Genomic DNA, 16,655 nt, shown 5'->3' with positions numbered 1-16,655 from the left:
TGTTCAATGAGTACCCCATGAAGAGCCTGAGCGCTCATCGCACAGGAGGACGTCCATGCAGAAGTGGGAATATTTCATCACCCCGCTCCCATTGCACACCCCCACTGTCATCCTCAACAACTGGGGTGCTCAGGGCTGGGAGCTGGTGCAGGTTTCCACGAATGCTGAGGGCGGATCCGTCGCCTACATGAAGCGCCCGATCGCGGGGGAGTGAGCATGAGCCAGGTAGAAGAACGTCTCGGTGCGATGGGAATGGCGGTGCCTCCGGTTGCCGCTCCGGTCGCCGCCTACGTGCCCGCAGTCGAGCACGGCGGCCTCGTGTACACGTCGGGGCAGCTCCCGTTCATCGAGGGAGCGCTCCCCGAGAAGGGCAAGGTCGGCGCTGAGGTGCCGCGCGACGATGCCATCGAGTTCGCGGCCTTCGCCGGGCTCAACGCGCTTGCGGCCATCAAGTCCGTCATCGGCGACCTCGATCGCGTGACGCGGGTCGTGAAGGTCACCGTCTACGTCGCATCCGCCCCCGACTTCACCGAGCAGCCGCTCGTCGCGAATGGCGTCTCCGAGATGCTGGGGCTCGCCTTCGGCGACGCGGGCACGCACGTCCGCGCCGCGGTGGGCGTCGCCGTGCTGCCGCTCGACTCACCGGTCGAGGTCGACCTCATCGTCGCGTACGAGTAACGACCCGCCGCGCGCGGCGCGAGCAGCTGAACCGACGGAAGCCCTGCATCCCTCCTCCGAGGGATGCAGGGCTTCCGTCGTTCTGGCTGCGTCGGGTCAATCGTCGTCGGCGGCTCCGGATGCGACGCCGGAGGAGATCGCCGACATCACCGAGGCGTCGGTCAGGGTCGTCGTGTCGCCGACCGCCTTGCCGTCTGCCACATCGCGCAGCAGGCGCCGCATGATCTTGCCGGAACGGGTCTTGGGGAGCTCTGCGACGACATACACCTGACGGGGGCGAGCGATCGCGCCGATCTTCGTCGACACGTGCTCGCGCAGCACCTTCGGAGCATCAGAGGCCTCGATCTCCGCCTTCTTGCTCTCCTTCAGGACGACGAAGGCGACGACCGCCTGCCCCGTCGTCTCGTCGCTCGCGCCGACCACCGCCGACTCGGCGACGAACGGGTGGTCGACGAGCGCCGACTCGATCTCGGTCGTCGAGAGCCGGTGGCCGGAGACGTTCATGACGTCGTCCACTCGGCCGAGCAGCCAGAGGTGCCCGTCCTTGTCGACGCCGGCACCGTCGCCGGCGAAGTAGCGGCCAGGGAACTGGGACCAGTACGTCTCGATGAACCGCTCCCGGTCGCCGTAGATGCCTCGAGTCATCGACGGCCACGGCTCCGTGATCGTGAGGAGCCCCATCTCGCCGGGGTTGACGCGCTCGCCCTTGTCGTCGACGACCTCGACGACCACCCCGGGAACAGGCACCTGCGCTGCGCCGGGCTTGAGCGAGACCTGGCTCGGGATCGCGGAGATCATGATGGCGCCCGTCTCGGTCTGCCACCAGGTGTCGACGACGGGCACGCGGTTGCCGCCGATGACCTCCCGGTACCAGGACCAGGCCTCAGGGTTGATCGGCTCCCCCACGGAGCCGAGGAGGCGGATCGAGGAGAGGTCGTACTTCGCGGGGATCTGCCTGCCCGACTTCATGTATCCGCGGATCGCCGTCGGCGCCGTGTAGAAGATCGTGACGCCGTAGCGCTCGATGATGTCGAACCAGCGGCCGAGGTCCGGGGTGTCGTGCGTGCCCTCGTACATGACCTGCGTCGCACCGTTCGCGAGCGGTCCGTAGACGAAGTAGCTGTGGCCGGTCACCCAGCCGACGTCGGCCGAGCACCAGTAGACGTCCTGCTCCGGCTTCAGGTCGAAGATGGTGCGGTGCGTGAACGACGTCTGGGTGAGGTAGCCGCCGGTCGTGTGCAGGAGGCCCTTCGGCTTCCCGGTCGTGCCCGATGTGTAGAGGATGAAGAGCGGGTGCTCGGCGGGGAACGGCTTCGCGACGTGCTCATCGCTCACCTGCGCGATCTCCTCGTGCCACCAGAGGTCACGCCCCGGGGTCAGCGACGGCTCGTTGTCGGCGCGACGGACGACGAGCACGTGCTCGACGGTGTGCCCGTCTGCCTCGAGCGCCGCATCCACGGTCTCCTTGAGGGGGAAGATCCGCCCCTTGCGGATGGAGCCGTCGCTCGTGATCACGAGCTTCGCGTTCGCATCCTCGACGCGGCTGCGGATGGAGTCGGCGCTGAAGCCGCCGAAGATGACCGAGTGGATGGCACCGATGCGCGCGCAGGCGAGCATCGCGACGACGGTCTCCGGGATCATGGGCATGTAGATGGCGACGACGTCTCCGGCCGCGACGCCGAGGCTCTCCAGGAGGTTCGCGGCCCGCTTCACCTCGCCGAGGAGGTCGGAGTACGTGATGGTGCGCTTGTCGCCGGGCTCGCCCTCCCAGTAGATCGCGACTCGGTCGCCGTTGCCGGCGAGCACGTGACGGTCGACGCAGTTGAAACTCGCGTTGAGCGTGCCATCGGCGAACCACTTCGCGAAGGGAGCATCGCTCCAGTCGAGGACCTCGGTGAACGGCGTCGACCAGTGCAACTCCTTGGCCTGCTCGGCCCAGAATCCGAGCCGGTCTTCTTCTGCCCGTGCGCCGAGGTCGGCCGGCACGGGGGAGGAGGACGTGAAGTCGTCGCTGGGCGGGAAGGTCTCGAGGTCTTCCAGGAGGTGTTCGATCTTGTCAGCCACCACAGGTCCTTTCGCGTCGTTGCGATGCCGCGCCACCTCATTGCGGCGCAGCCTCTGAGAAGTCTACGGAGCCAGCATGTGCTCCGACTCCCGCCTTTCGGGGGGAATGTCGGAGCGCTTCGGAGGATCCCTGCGGCGCCGGGTCCCGCGGAAGTGAACCGGCAGCAGTGCCAGCGGCGACGCGCTCGACGCTCGGTCTCCGAGCGCCGGAGCGCAGCCCCACCGGCCTTTCAGCGTGCGGGATTCGTGCAGCCGTGCGGTCGTGAGTGCCCAGCCGAACATTTTTCGATTGTCCGGGAACCAGACGTGGTCTCGGGCGAAATATGCACTAGCATGGACTTCGATGGTTTCGCTCTCTGTCGCAACTGTCGTCGCTCTGCAGCAATCAACCCCCCTGAACGCTGCATGAGCTGAGGCGCTCGGATATCCCCCTGTCCGGGCGCCTCTTCAGTTAACCGCGCGACTCTGCGGCTCCTGGACCTGTGGAGAACGCTCCTCCCCAATCGGCGCACCGTCGCCCGCGCTCGAGCGCGGCCGTTCGTACGCTTCCTGCATGTCCTTCACCTCAGGCTCCGGCGCAGCGCCCGCCCAGCGGTTCGTCGCTCGTCCAGCAGCCGACCGAGCCGCGTCGCTCACGTTGCCGCCACGCGCCGGTTTCGACGACTCCACACCGCGATCGGTGCGCTCGCTCACCCGAGGCCAAGCGGACGCGTTCGGCCCGCTCGCCGGGTACGTGGCAGACGGCGAGGTGACCGACCTCTTCGTCAACGGCTGCGACGGGCTGTACGTCGACCGGGGGAGCGGCGCCGAGCGGGAGGAGTCCTGGCTGGCCCCGAGCGAGCGGGCGCTGCGGGAACTCGCGGTCCGCATCGTCGCGGCCGGCGGACGGCACCTCGACGAATCCGCGCCATGCGTGGATGTGCGGATCGCCGACGGCATCCGGGTGCACGCCGTGCTCCCGCCCGTCTCGACCACGGGCACCCTGCTCTCGATCAGAGCCCCGAAGGTTCGTCAGCTCACGCTTGAGCAGCTCGACCGACAGGCGTTCTTCGCTCCCGGTGCCGAGGAACTCGTTCGCGAGGCGGTGCGGACCCGAGCGAACGTCCTCGTGACCGGTGCGGGCGGAAGCGGGAAGACGACCTTCCTGGCTGCCATGCTCTCGGAGGCCGATGCGCGGGACCGCATCATCCTGATCGAGGACGTAGCTGAGCTGCGTATCGCGCACCCGCACAGCGTCTCGCTGGAGGCGAGGCAGGCGAACATCGAAGGCGCGGGCAGCGTGCCCCTCGAGCGCCTCGTCCGCGAGTCCCTGCGGATGCGCCCTGACCGCCTCGTGCTCGGCGAGTGCCGTGGCGCGGAGCTGCGGGAGCTGCTGGCGGCCCTCAACACCGGCCACGACGGCGGCGCGGGCACGCTGCACGCGAACTCGCTCGCGGACGTGCCCTCCCGGCTGGAGGCCCTCGGTGCGCTCGCGGGGATGACACCGGACGCGGTTGCGCGGCAGACGGTGAGTGCCATCGACCTCGTCATGCACGTCGAGCGCACCCCGTCCGGGCATCGACGACTCGCGGAGATCGGCGAGTTCCGTCTCGATGCTGCTGGCCGATTGGCGATCGCCACGGTGACGCGCCCGCGGGGCGCGCCCGGCGTCGACGTCGCCGGGTCCACGTCCCTCCCTGAGGCGGGGACGGGGACCGGCACGACCGGAACCCGTCACCGAGAGCCCAGGCGGTCATGACGAGGCAGGCCATCGACGAGGCCGAGCAGACGGCTGCGGTCGTCGAGCGCCTGGCCGCACTGCTCCTCGGCGGCGCCACGGCGGCCTCCGCCTGGCAGCACGTCGCGAGCTTCGCCGCAGCCGAGTCGGCGCACCCGGCGAGTCATCGCGCTCGGGCGGGAAGCGCGCTCCGAGGCGAGCTGCGACGACGAGCGATCGCCGTGTTCCGCGTGAGGGTGGCGCCGCCGCGCGTCGACATCGCCGAGCCCGTCGAGCTCCGGGTCGCGCGAGGCCTGCGTTCGGGCCAGCGCGTCGGCGCGATACTCCGAGAGCAGCAGGCGACGAGCTGGCGCTCCCTCGGCTGCGCGTGGTCGCTCGCCGAACGCACGGGTGCCCCGCTCGCCCGCGGCCTCGCCGACCTCGGGCAGTCCTTCCGAGATCATGCAGCAGCCGAGCGCGATGTCGAGCTCGCGCTCGCCGGCCCGAGCAGCGCCGCACGCCTCGTCATGGGTCTGCCCGCAGTGGGGGTGCTGCTCGGCCTCGCGCTCGGCTTCGACAGCCTCGCCGTGCTCTTCGGCACCCCCATCGGCCTGGCCTGCCTCGTCGGCGGCCTCGCGCTCATGACGACCGCGCACCTCTGGAACCGCGCCCTCATCGCGGCGGCCTCGAGACGAGACCCGGTGCCGGGCCTTGCACTCGACCTGACGGCGCTCGGCATGCTCGGCGGGGCATCCGCCGGCACCGTCCTGCATCAGGTCGAGCGTGTCCTCGAAGACGCCGACCTGGCCCACGGCGACCGGCCGATTCGGGAAGCCTCGCGCTCAGACGGTCGCATCGAGCGGGTCCTCGACCTCGCCAGAGACGCCGGAGTACCCGCCGCCGAGCTCCTCCGCAGCGAGGCCGCACTGGAGCGCCGAGACGCCCGAGCCGCATCGAGCCGGAACGCCGCGCAGCTCGGAGTGCGCCTCATGCTGCCGCTCGGGCTCTGCGTGCTCCCCGCGTTCCTGCTCCTCGGCGTCGCGCCGCTCATCCTCGCGGTGCTCACCCAGACGATCTCGCGGCTGTGATGCGCGCCTCGAGGGCGCGCCGCCGCCGCCACCTCCGCCACTCCTTCGGCAGCCCAGACGGCTGCCCCTCGACGCTCGTGCCGACTCCGAACTGACAACCAATAAGAGAGGTACAACCTTGCTCACCAACGACCGCCTCAGCGCAGGCCCACGCGCCATCCTCACGAGACTCCGAGCCCGTCTCCACGACGAGGAGGGTGCGGCGACCGCCGAGTACGCGATCGCGACCATGGCCGCCGTCGCCTTCGCGGGACTCCTCGTCGTCATCATGCAGAGCGACGAGGTCCGCGAACTGCTCGAGAACATCATCCGGACCGCGCTCACGCTGGACGAATGATGCTTCGGGTGCCGCGGTGGCGACAGCTCGCCCGCTCGTGCCGGGGCTCCGCGACCGCGGAGTTCGCCATCGTCGCACCCGCCGTCGTCCTCCTGCTCGCGCTGTGCCTCGCCGGACTCCAGGGCGTCGTGGTGCAGGTGCGGCTGCAGGATGCGGTCGCCGACTCGGTCAGGCTCATCGCCAGGGGCGACGACGAGTCCATCGCGCGTGCCCGCATCCGGGCGCTCGTGCCCGACGCGAAGCTCGAGATCAGCCACGCGGGTGGGCTCGTGTGCGCGCTCGCATCCGCGCCGCTCGAACTCGGCCAGCGGGAGCTGCCCGTCACGGTCGCCGCACGCGCCTGCGCTCTCGGTGGTGGCAGGTGATCGCCGCGAAGCTCGCCGGAGAGCGCGGCGCCGTCGGGGTCGTCGTGCTCGCCGTCGGGCTGCTCGTCCTCGCGATCTCCATCGGCGCGATCGGCATGCTGGCTGCCTTCCCCGCCAGGCAAGCTGCGCAGGCGGCCGCGGATGCCGGGGCGCTCGCGGCGGCGGACGTCGCCTCGGGGTATCTGGACGGAGAACCGTGTGCGGAAGCGGGTCGCGTCGTCGAGGCGAACGGCGCATCGCTGGAGGAGTGCGCGACCGATGGCCGGGAGGCCGTTGTGCGAGTTCGTGTAGAGTCCGGCCCGTTCGTCTTTTCGGAATCGTCGAGGGCAGGACCGCCGCCGGAACGAGAAGACGTGAGGCGGAGCCGCCAGCATTTGGAAGCCTTCCGTTTCAGCCAGCCCGTTCACAGACCAGCCCGTCCATATAATGGGCGCCGACGGGTGGCAACAGCCCCCACATCACTCCGGCCAGCCGGAATCGCCGTGCGAAAGCACGCAGACCCATCCAAGGAACGCTTGTGTCAGGCAGCAACACACTGGTCATCGTCGAGTCGCCGACCAAAGTGAAGAGCATCTCGCAGTATCTCGGTGATGACTACACCGTGCTCGCCTCCGTCGGACACATTCGCGACCTCATCGAGCCCAAGAACCTCCCGCCGGAACTCAAGAAGGGCTCCCTCGGCAAGTTCAGCGTCGACGTCGACAACGGCTTCGAGCCCTACTACGTGGTCTCCGAGCAGAAGAAGAAGACCGTCGCCGAGCTCAAGCGAGCTCTGAAGGATGCCGACGAGCTCATCCTCGCAACTGATGAGGACCGCGAAGGAGAGGCCATCGCCTGGCACCTCCTGCAGGTGCTCCAGCCGAAGGTCCCCGTCAAGCGCATGGTCTTCCACGAGATCACCCGCGAGGCGATCGAGGCGGCCAAGGACCGGACTCGCGACATCGACGTGCACCTCGTCGACGCCCAGGAGACCAGGCGAATCCTCGACCGTCTCTACGGCTACGAGGTCTCCCCGGTCCTGTGGCGCAAGGTCGGCCCCGGGCTCTCCGCCGGCCGCGTGCAGTCAGCGGCGACACGCCTCATCGTCGACCGCGAGCGCGAGCGCCTCGCCTTCGTCAAGGCCAGCTACTGGGGCGTCGAAGCACGCTTCGCGCCGGAGCCCGGCAAGGACGGCGCAGCCTTCGTCGCCCGCCTCACGAAGCTCGACGGCGAGCGCGTCGCCACCGGACGCGACTTCGACGATCACGGTGTGCTCAAGAACACCAGCGTGATCCTCGGCGAGGCCGAGGCGACCACGCTGACCGTGCAGCTCACCGCGGGCACCGTGCCCCTCACGGTCTCCTCCGTCGAGTCCAAGCCGTACACGCGCCGCCCCGCCGCGCCGTTCACGACCTCGACGCTCCAGCAGGAGGCGGCGCGCAAGCTGCGCTTCACCGCCCGCCAGACGATGAGCGTCGCCCAGTCGCTGTACGAAAACGGGTACATCACCTACATGCGTACCGACTCGTCGTCGCTCTCATCGCAGGCCCTCAACGCGGCCCGCACGCAGGCGTCGAAGCTCTACGGCGCCGAGACGGTCCCCGCCGCTCCCCGCCTCTACGGCTCCAAGTCGAAGAACGCGCAGGAAGCGCACGAGGCGGTCAGGCCAGCAGGGTCCACTTTCGCGCTTCCCAGCGAGCTGCGCCCCAAGCTGAGCCCGAACGACTTCAAGCTCTACGACCTCATCTGGAAGCGGACCATCGCCTCGCAGATGGCCGACGCCAAGGGGCAGACGGCCACCGTCACGATCGACGCCTCGCCTGTCGACGTGTCCGATGCGCAGGGGACGGTCACCAGCCGCGCGGCGGAGTTCCAGGCATCCGGCACCGTCATCACCTTCCGCGGCTTCCTCGCCGCCTACGAGGAGGGCAAGGACGAAGCGCGCGACGACTCGACGACCGCGGAGGCCAAGCTGCCGCCGCTCGAGAAGGGCCAGAAGCTCGAGACCGAGACGGCAGACGCCAAGAGCCACGAGACGAGCCCACCCCCGCGCTACACGGAAGCCAGCCTCGTCAAGACCCTCGACGAGCTCGGCATCGGCCGTCCGTCCACCTACGCGTCGATCATCTCCACGATCATCGACCGCGGCTACGTCGCACCGCGCGGCAGCGCACTGGTCCCCAGCTGGACGGCCTTCTCCGTCGTCCGCCTCCTGGAGGAGCACTTCCACGACCTCGTCGAGTACAACTTCACGGCGCAGATGGAAGGCGACCTCGACCGGATCGCCGCAGGATCCGAGCAGCGCAACGACTGGCTGCGGGGCTTCTACTTCGGCACCGACGACCACAAGGGCCTGCGCGGCGTCATCGACAACCTCGGTGAGATCGACGCCCGCGAGATCAACTCCACCCCCCTCGCCGACGGCATCGTGCTCCGCATCGGACGCTACGGCCCGTACCTCGAGGTGGCGCCGGAGACGGAGGGCGACACTCCTCGCCGCGTGAACGTGCCTGAGGAGCTGGCCCCGGACGAGCTGACGGCCCAGAAGGCGATCGAGCTCGTCGAGGCACCGATCCAGACCGACCGCGTGCTCGGCGTCGTCCCCGAGACCGGCAAGCGCATCCTCGTCAAGGACGGCCGCTTCGGCCCTTACGTGACCGAAGGCCCCTCCGAAGCTGAAGAGGCCGCCGCGGAGGCGGACGCGAAGGCCAAGGCACTCGCGGAAGAGGCGGAGGCGAAAGCCGCTGCGGCCGAGGGGCGCCCCGTCAAGAAGCCGCGCGCCAAGAAGGCCGCCGCGGCAGACAAGCCGCGCACCGCATCGCTCTTCAAGTCCATGATCCCCGAGCAGGTCACCTACGAGCAGGCCATCGGGCTGCTCGAGCTGCCCAGGGTCGTCGGCGTCGACGCCGAGACAGGTGCGGAGATCACCGCGCAGAACGGCCGCTACGGCCCGTACCTGAAGAAGGGGACCGACACCCGCTCCCTCACGAGCGAGGACGAGATCTTCACGGTCACGCTCGAAGCGGCGCACGAGCTGTTCGCGCAGCCCAAGTACGGTGCTCGCACCACGAAGGCCGCGATCAAGGAGTTCGAAGCCGACCCGGTCAGCGGAAAGCCGATCAAGATCAAGGACGGCCGCTTCGGGCCGTACGTGACCGACGGCGAGACGAACGTGACCGTCACACGGGGCGCGAACCCCGAGGATGTCACCTTCGAAGAGGCCGTGCAGATGCTCGCCGACAAGCGCGCCAAGGGACCGGTGAAGCGCAAGACCACGGCCGCGAAGAAGCCCGCCGCCAAGAAGCCTGCCGCGAAGAAGCCGGCGGCCAAGTCGACGACGGCGAAGACGACCGCCGCGAAGAAGCCGGCCGCGAAGCGCGCACCCGCCAAGAAGCCGGCCGCCAAGGCCAGCGAAGCAGCAGCCACCGAATGACGGGCCTCTTCATCACGCTCGAGGGCGGCGACGGGGCAGGGAAGTCGACGCACTCGGGCCTGCTCGAGAACTGGCTGAACTCGCTCGGCCAGCAGGTCGTGCGCACCCGCGAACCAGGCGGCACCGACCTGGGCGCCGACATCCGAGAGCTCGTGCTCCACCGCAAGGGGCACATGGACGCGCGAGCCGAGGCGCTCCTGTACGCCGCCGACCGCGCACAGCACATCGCGACGGTCGTGCGGCCAGCCCTCGAGCGCGGCGACATCGTCGTGCAGGACCGGTACCTCGACTCCTCGATCGCGTACCAGGGGACCGGTCGTGAGCTCGGCGCCGACGAGGTCAGAGACCTCTCGCTCTGGGCCGCGCGCGGCCTCCTTCCCGACCTCACCGTGCTCTTCGACCTCGACCCGGAAGAGGGCCGCCGCCGCATCGGCGAGACCCGCGGCACCTACGATCGGCTCGAAGCGGAGTCCAAGGCGTTTCACGACTCCGTCCGCTCGGCGTTCCTCGCCCTCGCCGCAGCAGACCCCGACAGGTTCCTCGTCATCGACGCGACCCAGCCTCGAGAGCACGTGGCCGAGCTCATCCGCACCCGCGTCGCCGAGCTCCTCGAGCGGCAGTCGGCGAGCGAGTAGCCGTGACCGTCTGGGACGACCTGTCCGGTCAAGATGACGCGATAGCGCTGTTCTCCAACGCGGCGAAAGCCTCGAAGCGGGGAGCGATCGACCCGAGTGGCATGACCAACTCCTGGCTCATCACCGGCCCTCCGGGTTCCGGCCGAAGCAACATGGCCTACGCCTTCGCGGCCGCGCTCCTCTGCCCGGACGGCGGATGCGGGGTGTGCCCGTCGTGCGTGCAGGTGCGCGCTCGCTCACATCCCGACCTCACGGCGGTCGTGACCGAGACCGTGCAGCTGGACATCAAGACCGCCCGCGAGCTCGTCGAACGCGCCTCCATGTCCCCCATGACCGGGCGCTACAGGGTCATCATCGTCGAGGACGCCGACCGCATGGTCGCACGCACCTCCAACACCCTCCTCAAGGCGATCGAGGAGCCGCCGGAATCGACCGTCTGGGTGCTCTGTGCTCCGAGCGAGGCCGACCTGCTGCCGACCATCCGCTCGCGAGTGCGCAGCGTGCGCCTGCGCGTCCCCGCGGTTCGAGACGTCGCGGCCCTGCTCGTCCGGCGCGACGGGATCGAGCCCGACACCGCGCTGCGTGCCGCCCGCGAAGCGCAGAGCCACGTCGGCATGGCCAAGCGCCTTGCGACCAGCGAAGACGCCTGGGGGAGGCGCGACGCGTCGCTCGACGGGCTGCTCGACATCCGCACCACCGGCGAGGCCGTTCGCAAGGCCGCGCAGCTCGTCACCATCGCCGACGAAGATGCAACCGCCAACGCCGCCGATCGCGACGAGCACGAGCGCGCCGCGGCATTCCGCTCGCTCGGGCTGACACCGGGACAGGCGGTGCCACGGCAGTTGCGCGGCCAGATCCGCGAGCTCGAGGAGCACCAGAAGCGCCGGGCCAAGCGAGGGCAGGTCGACGCGATCGATCGCATCCTCACCGACTCCGTCTCCCTGCTGCGCGACCTGCTCATGCTGCAGCTCGAGCTGCCCGTCGAGCTCGTCAACGAGCACCGGAGGAGCGAGCTGGAAGCCGCAACGGGCTCCCGCAGCTCCGACGACGTGCTCACCAGCATCGACGCCGTCAGCAAGGCTCGCGCACGACTCGCCGCGAACGTGCCCGTGGCGCTCGTGCTGGAGGCATTCTTGATCAGCTGGACGCAGAAGCAGCAGGGAGCATCATGACCAGAACGACCACCCGCGCTCGAGCGACGGCGCGGGGCATCGGCGCCTCGCTCCTCACAGCCGCCGTCATCTTCGCGCTCAGCGGATGCACGCTCATCACGACCCTCTCTGGCCCCGGAACGTCGGGAGACCGCGGGCCGCAGGAAGACGCGCAGCTCGTGCCCTCCGGGCTCGAGCCGAGCATCCAGGCGTACTACGAGCAGGACCTCGACTGGGGCGACTGCGGCAACGGGCGCGAGTGCGCCACCGCAGAAGCTCCCATGAACTGGGGCGACGGGGCGTCCGAGAAGATCGAGCTCGCCATGGTCAAGGTGCCAGCAGCGAGCGGCAACCCCCTCGGCACGATCTTCACGAACCCGGGTGGCCCCGGCGCCTCCGGCATCTCCTTCGTCCGCGACAGCGCCGAGTACGTCTTCACGCCCGAGCTCATGGACGACTTCGACATCGTGGGCTGGGACCCGCGCGGCGTCGGGGAATCGAGCGCCGTCGACTGCCGCGACGACGCAGGCATGGACGAATGGTTCTACGGCGTCGACGAGGAACTCGACGCCGAGACGGCGACCGACCAGCAGATCATCGACGCGGTGACCGCGAACTCCAAGGAGTTCGCCGACGACTGCCTCGAGAACACGGGGGCTCTCCTCGAGTTCGTCGACACGAAGAGCACCGTCAAGGACCTCGACATGATGCGAGCCCTCGTCGGCGACCCGAAGGTCAACTACTTCGGGTTCTCGTATGGCACCGACATCGGCGCGCAGTACATCGACATGTTCCCCGAGACCGTCGGACGCGTCGTGCTCGACGGCGCGACCGACCCCACGCTCTCGACCTTCGAGGTCGTGCTCGCCCAGCAGGGCGCGTTCGGCGAAGCGACCCGCACCTACCTCGAGGACTGCCTGACGACGACCAGCTGCCCATTCACGGGCAGCGTCGACGACGCGATCGCGAAGATCAACGCCCTCATGGCCGAGGCCGACGACACGCTCCCCAACAACGCCGACGGGCGGAAGCTCACCAGCAGCGTCATCGACACCGCCATCAGCTCGGCCCTGTACAACGACCAGAGCTGGCCGTACCTGAGCGAGGCGTTCGCCGCCTACGAGGCCACCGGCGACCCGGCAGGATTCTTCGCGCTCAGCGACTCCTATTACGGGCGCGAGCCCGACGGCACCTACGCGGACAACATGTTCGAGGCGTTCACGGCCATCAACTGCCTCGACTACCCGGTCGAGACCGATCCCGCGAAGATCGCCGACTTCAACCGGCAGATCGCGGAGTCGACCCCCATCGGCATCCCCGGCCCTGAAGCGCTCGGCGACACGACCTGCCAGCAATGGGCGTTCCCATCCACCAACGAGCTCGCGCCCGTCACGGGAGCGGGTGCGGACCCCGTGCTGGTCATCGGCACCACGGGCGACCCGGCCACGCCATACGCGTGGGCGGAGGCAGTGACCGAGCAGCTCGAATCGGCCACGCTCGTCACCTTCGAGGGTGAAGGACACCTCGCCTACACGCAGGGCGACAGCTGCGTCACGGGCGCGGTCGACGCGTACTTCATCGACGGGACGGTGCCCGCAGAGGGCCTCGTCTGCTGACTCCGACACCCCGATGTGCACTTGAGCTGAGTGTGCGTTATGCTTTGGTGTCGAGTTCAGCGCCCCAGGGAGTTGAGCTGCAGGCAGGCCGCCTTAGCTCAGTCGGCAGAGCGATTCACTCGTAATGAATAGGTCGCGAGTTCGATTCTCGCAGGCGGCCCCATCGCCCCTCCGCACTTCGGTGCGGAGGGGCTTTCGTCTTCTCAGGCGGCACCGAGTCGGCCGCGCTCCTCAGCGCGCCTCGCCTACGCTGATGAGATGCTCGAGCGCCGGCACCACCAAGACCCCGACCAGCACCCGCCCCTGGCATTCCCGGGCCTGCGCAGCCCGGTCCATCGGCTCGGCGAGGGGGAGGGGTTCGACTTCTCTCGCCGGGTCGCGGTCATGGCGATCGTGAACCGCACCCCCGACTCGTTCTACGACGATGGGGCGACCTTCGCGCTCGAGAGTGCCGTGGATGCGGTGCTCGCCGCCGAGCGGGCGGGAGCGGACATCGTGGACATCGGCGGTCAGCCCTTCGCGCCAGGTGAGGAGCTCTCCGAGCAGGACGAGATCAGCCGGGTGGTGCCCGTGATCCGTGCCGTGCGGGAGCGGACCAGCATCCCCATCTCCGCGGAGACCTACCGTGCACGCGTCGCCGAGGCGTGCCTCGAAGCGGGCGCAGGCATCATCAACGACACGAGCGGCCTCCGCGACGAAGACCTCGCGAGGGTCGTCGCGGGCTCGGGTGCTCAGCTCGTCATCACGCACAGCGTCGCGGCCCCGCGGGCGGAGCTCGCCCGGCCGCACTACGACGACGTGGTGGGAGAGGTGCGCTCGTTCCTGCAGGCGCGCGCCGAGCGGGCCATCGAGCTGGGGGTCGGGGAGGACCAGCTCATCGTCGACCCGGGGCACGACCTCAACAAGAACACGCTGCACACGCTCGCACTGACACGGCACTTCGACGAGATCTCGTCGCTGGGCTTCCCTTCCCTCGCCGCGGTCTCCAACAAGGACTTCATCGGCGAGAGCCTCGACAGGCCGAAGCGGGAGCGGGTAGCCGGGTCGCTGGCGGCGGCCGTCGCGTGCATCCTGCTCGGCGCTCGCATCGTCCGCATGCACAACGTGCCAGAGGCGGTCGACGCGACCCGCATGACCGAGGCGATCCTCGGCCTCCGTGCGCCCGCGTACACGCGACACAACGTCTAGGGCGCCCCCAAGTTCGCACTCGACTCACCACTGCCGTCCACGTCTGCGTGGCATGCTCTCAGCATGAACGCTCCATCCTCGGCGATCCGCTCGCTGCTCGGTCCTGCGGGTGCCCGTGAGCAGCTCGACGACGAGCAGCTGCTCGCCCACTACGCCTACCCCGCGAACGGGGCGTTCCGGCTGAACTTCGTGGCGAGCGTCGACGGGGCTGCGATGGGCGGCGACGGCAGGTCGGGGAGCCTCGGCACCGCCGCGGACCATCGTGTGTTCGAGCTGCTGCGTCGCCTCGCGGACCTTGTGCTTGTGGGGGCTGGCACCCTTCGCGACGAAGGCTACGTGGGCCTTCGAGTCTCCGAGCCCTCCGTCGCCTGGCGCGAAGAGCGGGGGCGCCCCCCACATCCGACGCTGGGCATCGTCTCGAACCGTCTCGCGCTCGACCCGAAGCACGAGATGTTCGCGGATGCACCCGTACCGCCCATCGTGGTGACTCCCGTCTCCGATCCCGAGCGGCTCGCACCGTTCCGGGAGGTCGCGACCGTGCTCACCGTGCCGGAGCATCCGGAGCGCCCTGGAACCCTCGACGTCACCGAGCTCCGCGCCATGCTGCGCGAGCTGGGCCACACGGAGGTGCTCTGCGAGGGCGGGCCCTCGCTGTTTGGCGAGGTCAACGCTCAGGGCGCGTTCGACGAGCTCTGCCTGACGATCTCGCCGGCGTCGGTTGGTGGGCAGGGTGGACGCATCACGCACTCGGAGACGCTTGCGCAGCACCCGCTCGCCCTTGCCGGTGTCCTGGAGTGCGACGACACGCTGCTGCTCCACTACCTCCGCTCTGCCGGCCTGAGCTGAGGGCTCGAGTCTCCCGCCTGCCCCGCCGAGCGCGCCAGCGGGCAGGAGGCCTCCCCGAATCCTCGGTCAGGCGCGGCGCCCGCATCGCTTGGCTAGACTTGCAGCTTGCCGTGCCGTCGAACGACGACGCGGCCCCTCGTTCCGCCCGGAGGTGACATGGCCAGGTCAGGAAAGTCCCCGCGCTCAGTCGCCAGTCGCCTCGTCGGCTTCGCGCTCGCGGGCGTCCTCGCGCTCGGAGGGGGCTTCGCGGCCGGCGCGGCCGGGTTCGCAGCAGCAGCACCGGCGTTCGCCGGCACGTCCGAGGTCCTCCCCGCCAAGTCGCTCGGCGCGGTTCGCGTGGCACCCGTCGAGGCCACCGCCGCCGAGCCGATGCGAACCTGCTCCATCGAGGACGTGGCGAGCGCCGCAGGAGCCCTCGACTTCCACGGCGTGGTCGTCGACTCGCAGAGCGGCGAGGCGATCTACGAGCGCAAGGCGACGGACGCGGTGCCGACCGCATCCGTCATGAAGCTCCTCACCACGACCGCGGCCATGCAGGTGCTCGGCCCGGACTTCCGCATCCCGACACGCGTCTACGCAGGCAGCGAGCCGGGCTCGGTGGTCATCGTGGGAGGTGGGGACGTGACCCTCGCCTCCACCGACACCGGGGCGGGCAGCTACTACTCCGGCGCGACCGCGACGCTCGCCGACCTCGCCGCCCAGACCCGGACGGCCTGGGCGAGCGACCCGAGCCTCTCCGGCACGCCCCTCACCCAGGTGCTCGTCGACAAGTCGGCGTTCAGCGGGCCGGAGTGGCAGCCGTCGTGGTTGCAGGCGGACCGCACCGACGGCTACATCAGCCCGATCTCGGCGCTCATGGTCGACGGCGGACGCCAGAACCCGGCGAGCCTCGTCTCGCCCCGCACGGATGACCCGAGCGGCGCCGCCGCTGGCGCGTTCGCCACGAGGCTCGGAGCCGCGACGGCAGGCGCGAGCGGCACCGTGCCGGAGGGCGCGACGCTGCTCGCAGAGGTCTGGTCGCAGCCGGTCTCCGAACTCGTGCACTACGCCCTCATCGACAGCGACAACAACGTCGCCGAGATGCTCTCGCGGCTCGTCGCGATCGAGCAGGGTGTCGGCACTGACTTCGCCGCCATCCAAGCCTCGACCAGCCAGGCTCTGTCGACCCTCGGCCTCGACGCCGACGGCCTCGTTCTCGCGGACGGCTCCGGTCTGTCCGCCGACAACCGAGTCCCGCCCGAACTCGTCGCCGAGCTGCTGCAAGCCATCTCGCAGCCGGACATCGCCGCGTCCCAGATGCTCGACGACCTGCCCGCATCCGGCCAGACCGGCACCCTCCAGACGAGGCTCACCTCCCTGGGCGTCCCCCCAGGCGCCATCACGGCGAAGACCGGGTGGATCAACGAGGTCTACGGACTCGCCGGCTACATGACCGCCGCGGACGGCAGCAGGCTGACCTTCGCGTTCTTCGTCGTCGGCGCCGTGACGCCCGCCAACCGCGACGCGCTCGACAGCATCGCCGCCCGCGCCTACTCGTGCGGCGCATCCCTCGCCAACTGGTGAGCGACGAGCTGAGCGG

15 protein-coding genes and 1 tRNA gene are annotated in these 16,655 nt (G+C 69.6%); 15 read left to right on the top strand and 1 reads right to left on the bottom strand.

Going from position 1 to position 16,655, the window contains the following annotated elements; translation table 11 throughout:
* Nucleotides 1-55: 55 nt before the first annotated feature.
* Together C5E07_RS19535 and C5E07_RS12855 are read left to right on the top strand one after the other, a co-directional pair.
* A complete protein-coding gene (locus tag C5E07_RS19535; protein ID WP_181058021.1) occupies nucleotides 56-214 on the top strand; it encodes a hypothetical protein in 159 nt (52 codons plus the stop codon).
* Between the two features lie 2 nt (nucleotides 215-216).
* Nucleotides 217-678, top strand: coding sequence for a RidA family protein (locus C5E07_RS12855; protein WP_104243168.1), 462 nt, complete (start codon nucleotides 217-219; stop codon nucleotides 676-678).
* Nucleotides 679-774: 96 nt separating this feature from the next.
* On the opposite strand, the gene acs is transcribed toward C5E07_RS12855, so the two are convergent.
* Nucleotides 775-2,742 (bottom strand): acetate--CoA ligase, encoded by a 1,968-nt coding sequence (acs, locus tag C5E07_RS12850; RefSeq protein ID WP_104299718.1) that lies wholly within the window; start codon nucleotides 2,740-2,742, stop codon nucleotides 775-777.
* Nucleotides 2,743-3,295: 553 nt separating this feature from the next.
* On the opposite strand from acs, the gene C5E07_RS12845 reads away from it, so the two are divergent.
* The 13 genes from C5E07_RS12845 (at nucleotide 3,296) to dacB (ending at nucleotide 16,639) form a co-directional block, all read left to right on the top strand.
* Entirely contained in the window at nucleotides 3,296-4,480 is a 1,185-nt protein-coding gene (locus C5E07_RS12845) for a TadA family conjugal transfer-associated ATPase (RefSeq protein WP_104299717.1), read from the top strand.
* Entirely contained in the window at nucleotides 4,477-5,526 is a 1,050-nt protein-coding gene (locus C5E07_RS12840; RefSeq protein ID WP_104299716.1) for a type II secretion system F family protein, read from the top strand. The genes C5E07_RS12845 and C5E07_RS12840 overlap by 4 nt, the downstream gene beginning before the upstream one ends.
* A 118-nt stretch (nucleotides 5,527-5,644) precedes the next feature.
* A complete protein-coding gene (locus tag C5E07_RS12835) occupies nucleotides 5,645-5,863 on the top strand; it encodes a DUF4244 domain-containing protein (protein WP_181058019.1) in 219 nt (72 codons plus the stop codon).
* On the top strand, nucleotides 5,860-6,228 hold the full coding sequence (locus C5E07_RS12830) for a TadE family type IV pilus minor pilin (protein ID WP_258063937.1): 369 nt from the start codon (nucleotides 5,860-5,862) through the stop codon (nucleotides 6,226-6,228). The genes C5E07_RS12835 and C5E07_RS12830 overlap by 4 nt, the downstream gene beginning before the upstream one ends.
* On the top strand, nucleotides 6,135-6,794 hold the full coding sequence (locus C5E07_RS20005) for an Rv3654c family TadE-like protein (protein ID WP_104299715.1): 660 nt from the start codon (nucleotides 6,135-6,137) through the stop codon (nucleotides 6,792-6,794). Before C5E07_RS12830 ends, C5E07_RS20005 begins: the two co-directional genes overlap by 94 nt.
* Entirely contained in the window at nucleotides 6,746-9,640 is a 2,895-nt protein-coding gene (gene topA, locus C5E07_RS12820) for a type I DNA topoisomerase (protein ID WP_104299714.1), read from the top strand. The genes C5E07_RS20005 and topA overlap by 49 nt, the downstream gene beginning before the upstream one ends.
* On the top strand, nucleotides 9,637-10,275 hold the full coding sequence (gene tmk / locus C5E07_RS12815; protein WP_104299713.1) for a dTMP kinase: 639 nt from the start codon (nucleotides 9,637-9,639) through the stop codon (nucleotides 10,273-10,275). The genes topA and tmk overlap by 4 nt, the downstream gene beginning before the upstream one ends.
* A gap of 2 nt (nucleotides 10,276-10,277) precedes the next feature.
* Nucleotides 10,278-11,447: a DNA polymerase III subunit delta' gene (locus C5E07_RS12810; RefSeq protein WP_104243154.1), complete on the top strand. Its 1,170-nt coding sequence runs from the start codon at nucleotides 10,278-10,280 to the stop codon at nucleotides 11,445-11,447.
* Complete coding sequence (locus tag C5E07_RS12805; protein ID WP_104243152.1) at nucleotides 11,444-13,042, top strand: alpha/beta hydrolase; 1,599 nt, start codon at nucleotides 11,444-11,446, stop codon at nucleotides 13,040-13,042. Before C5E07_RS12810 ends, C5E07_RS12805 begins: the two co-directional genes overlap by 4 nt.
* A gap of 87 nt (nucleotides 13,043-13,129) precedes the next feature.
* A tRNA-Thr gene (locus C5E07_RS12800) sits at nucleotides 13,130-13,205 on the top strand.
* Between the two features lie 95 nt (nucleotides 13,206-13,300).
* Entirely contained in the window at nucleotides 13,301-14,230 is a 930-nt protein-coding gene (gene folP / locus C5E07_RS12795) for a dihydropteroate synthase (RefSeq protein ID WP_104299712.1), read from the top strand.
* A 63-nt stretch (nucleotides 14,231-14,293) separates the two neighbouring features.
* Nucleotides 14,294-15,076, top strand: a complete 783-nt coding sequence (locus C5E07_RS12790) for a dihydrofolate reductase family protein (RefSeq protein WP_104299711.1) — start codon at nucleotides 14,294-14,296, stop codon at nucleotides 15,074-15,076.
* 156 nt (nucleotides 15,077-15,232) lie between these two features.
* Nucleotides 15,233-16,639 carry a D-alanyl-D-alanine carboxypeptidase/D-alanyl-D-alanine-endopeptidase gene (dacB, locus tag C5E07_RS12785; protein WP_104299710.1) on the top strand — a complete coding sequence of 469 codons (1,407 nt, stop codon included), beginning with the start codon at nucleotides 15,233-15,235 and terminating at the stop codon, nucleotides 16,637-16,639.
* The last annotated feature ends 16 nt before the right edge of the window (nucleotides 16,640-16,655 follow it).

The organism is Pseudoclavibacter sp. RFBJ3 (assembly GCF_002931375.1).
GTDB lineage: Bacteria > Actinomycetota > Actinomycetes > Actinomycetales > Microbacteriaceae > Pseudoclavibacter.
This window is presented reverse-complemented; position numbering and strand designations above follow the sequence as displayed.

Excerpts from the sequence above, each read along its gene's own strand:
- C5E07_RS12790 (WP_104299711.1), top strand. The coding sequence starts at position 14,294 with ATGAACGCTCCATCCTCGGCGATCCGCTCGCTGCTCGGTCCTGCGGGT.
- C5E07_RS12845 (WP_104299717.1), top strand. The coding sequence starts at position 3,296 with ATGTCCTTCACCTCAGGCTCCGGCGCAGCGCCCGCCCAGCGGTTCGTC.
- C5E07_RS19535 (WP_181058021.1), top strand. The coding sequence starts at position 56 with ATGCAGAAGTGGGAATATTTCATCACCCCGCTCCCATTGCACACCCCC.
- tmk (WP_104299713.1), top strand. The coding sequence starts at position 9,637 with ATGACGGGCCTCTTCATCACGCTCGAGGGCGGCGACGGGGCAGGGAAG.
- C5E07_RS12840 (WP_104299716.1), top strand. The coding sequence starts at position 4,477 with ATGACGAGGCAGGCCATCGACGAGGCCGAGCAGACGGCTGCGGTCGTC.
- C5E07_RS12855 (WP_104243168.1), top strand. The coding sequence starts at position 217 with ATGAGCCAGGTAGAAGAACGTCTCGGTGCGATGGGAATGGCGGTGCCT.
- C5E07_RS12830 (WP_258063937.1), top strand. The coding sequence starts at position 5,860 with ATGATGCTTCGGGTGCCGCGGTGGCGACAGCTCGCCCGCTCGTGCCGG.
- C5E07_RS12805 (WP_104243152.1), top strand. The coding sequence starts at position 11,444 with ATGACCAGAACGACCACCCGCGCTCGAGCGACGGCGCGGGGCATCGGC.
- folP (WP_104299712.1), top strand. The coding sequence starts at position 13,301 with ATGCTCGAGCGCCGGCACCACCAAGACCCCGACCAGCACCCGCCCCTG.
- dacB (WP_104299710.1), top strand. The coding sequence starts at position 15,233 with ATGGCCAGGTCAGGAAAGTCCCCGCGCTCAGTCGCCAGTCGCCTCGTC.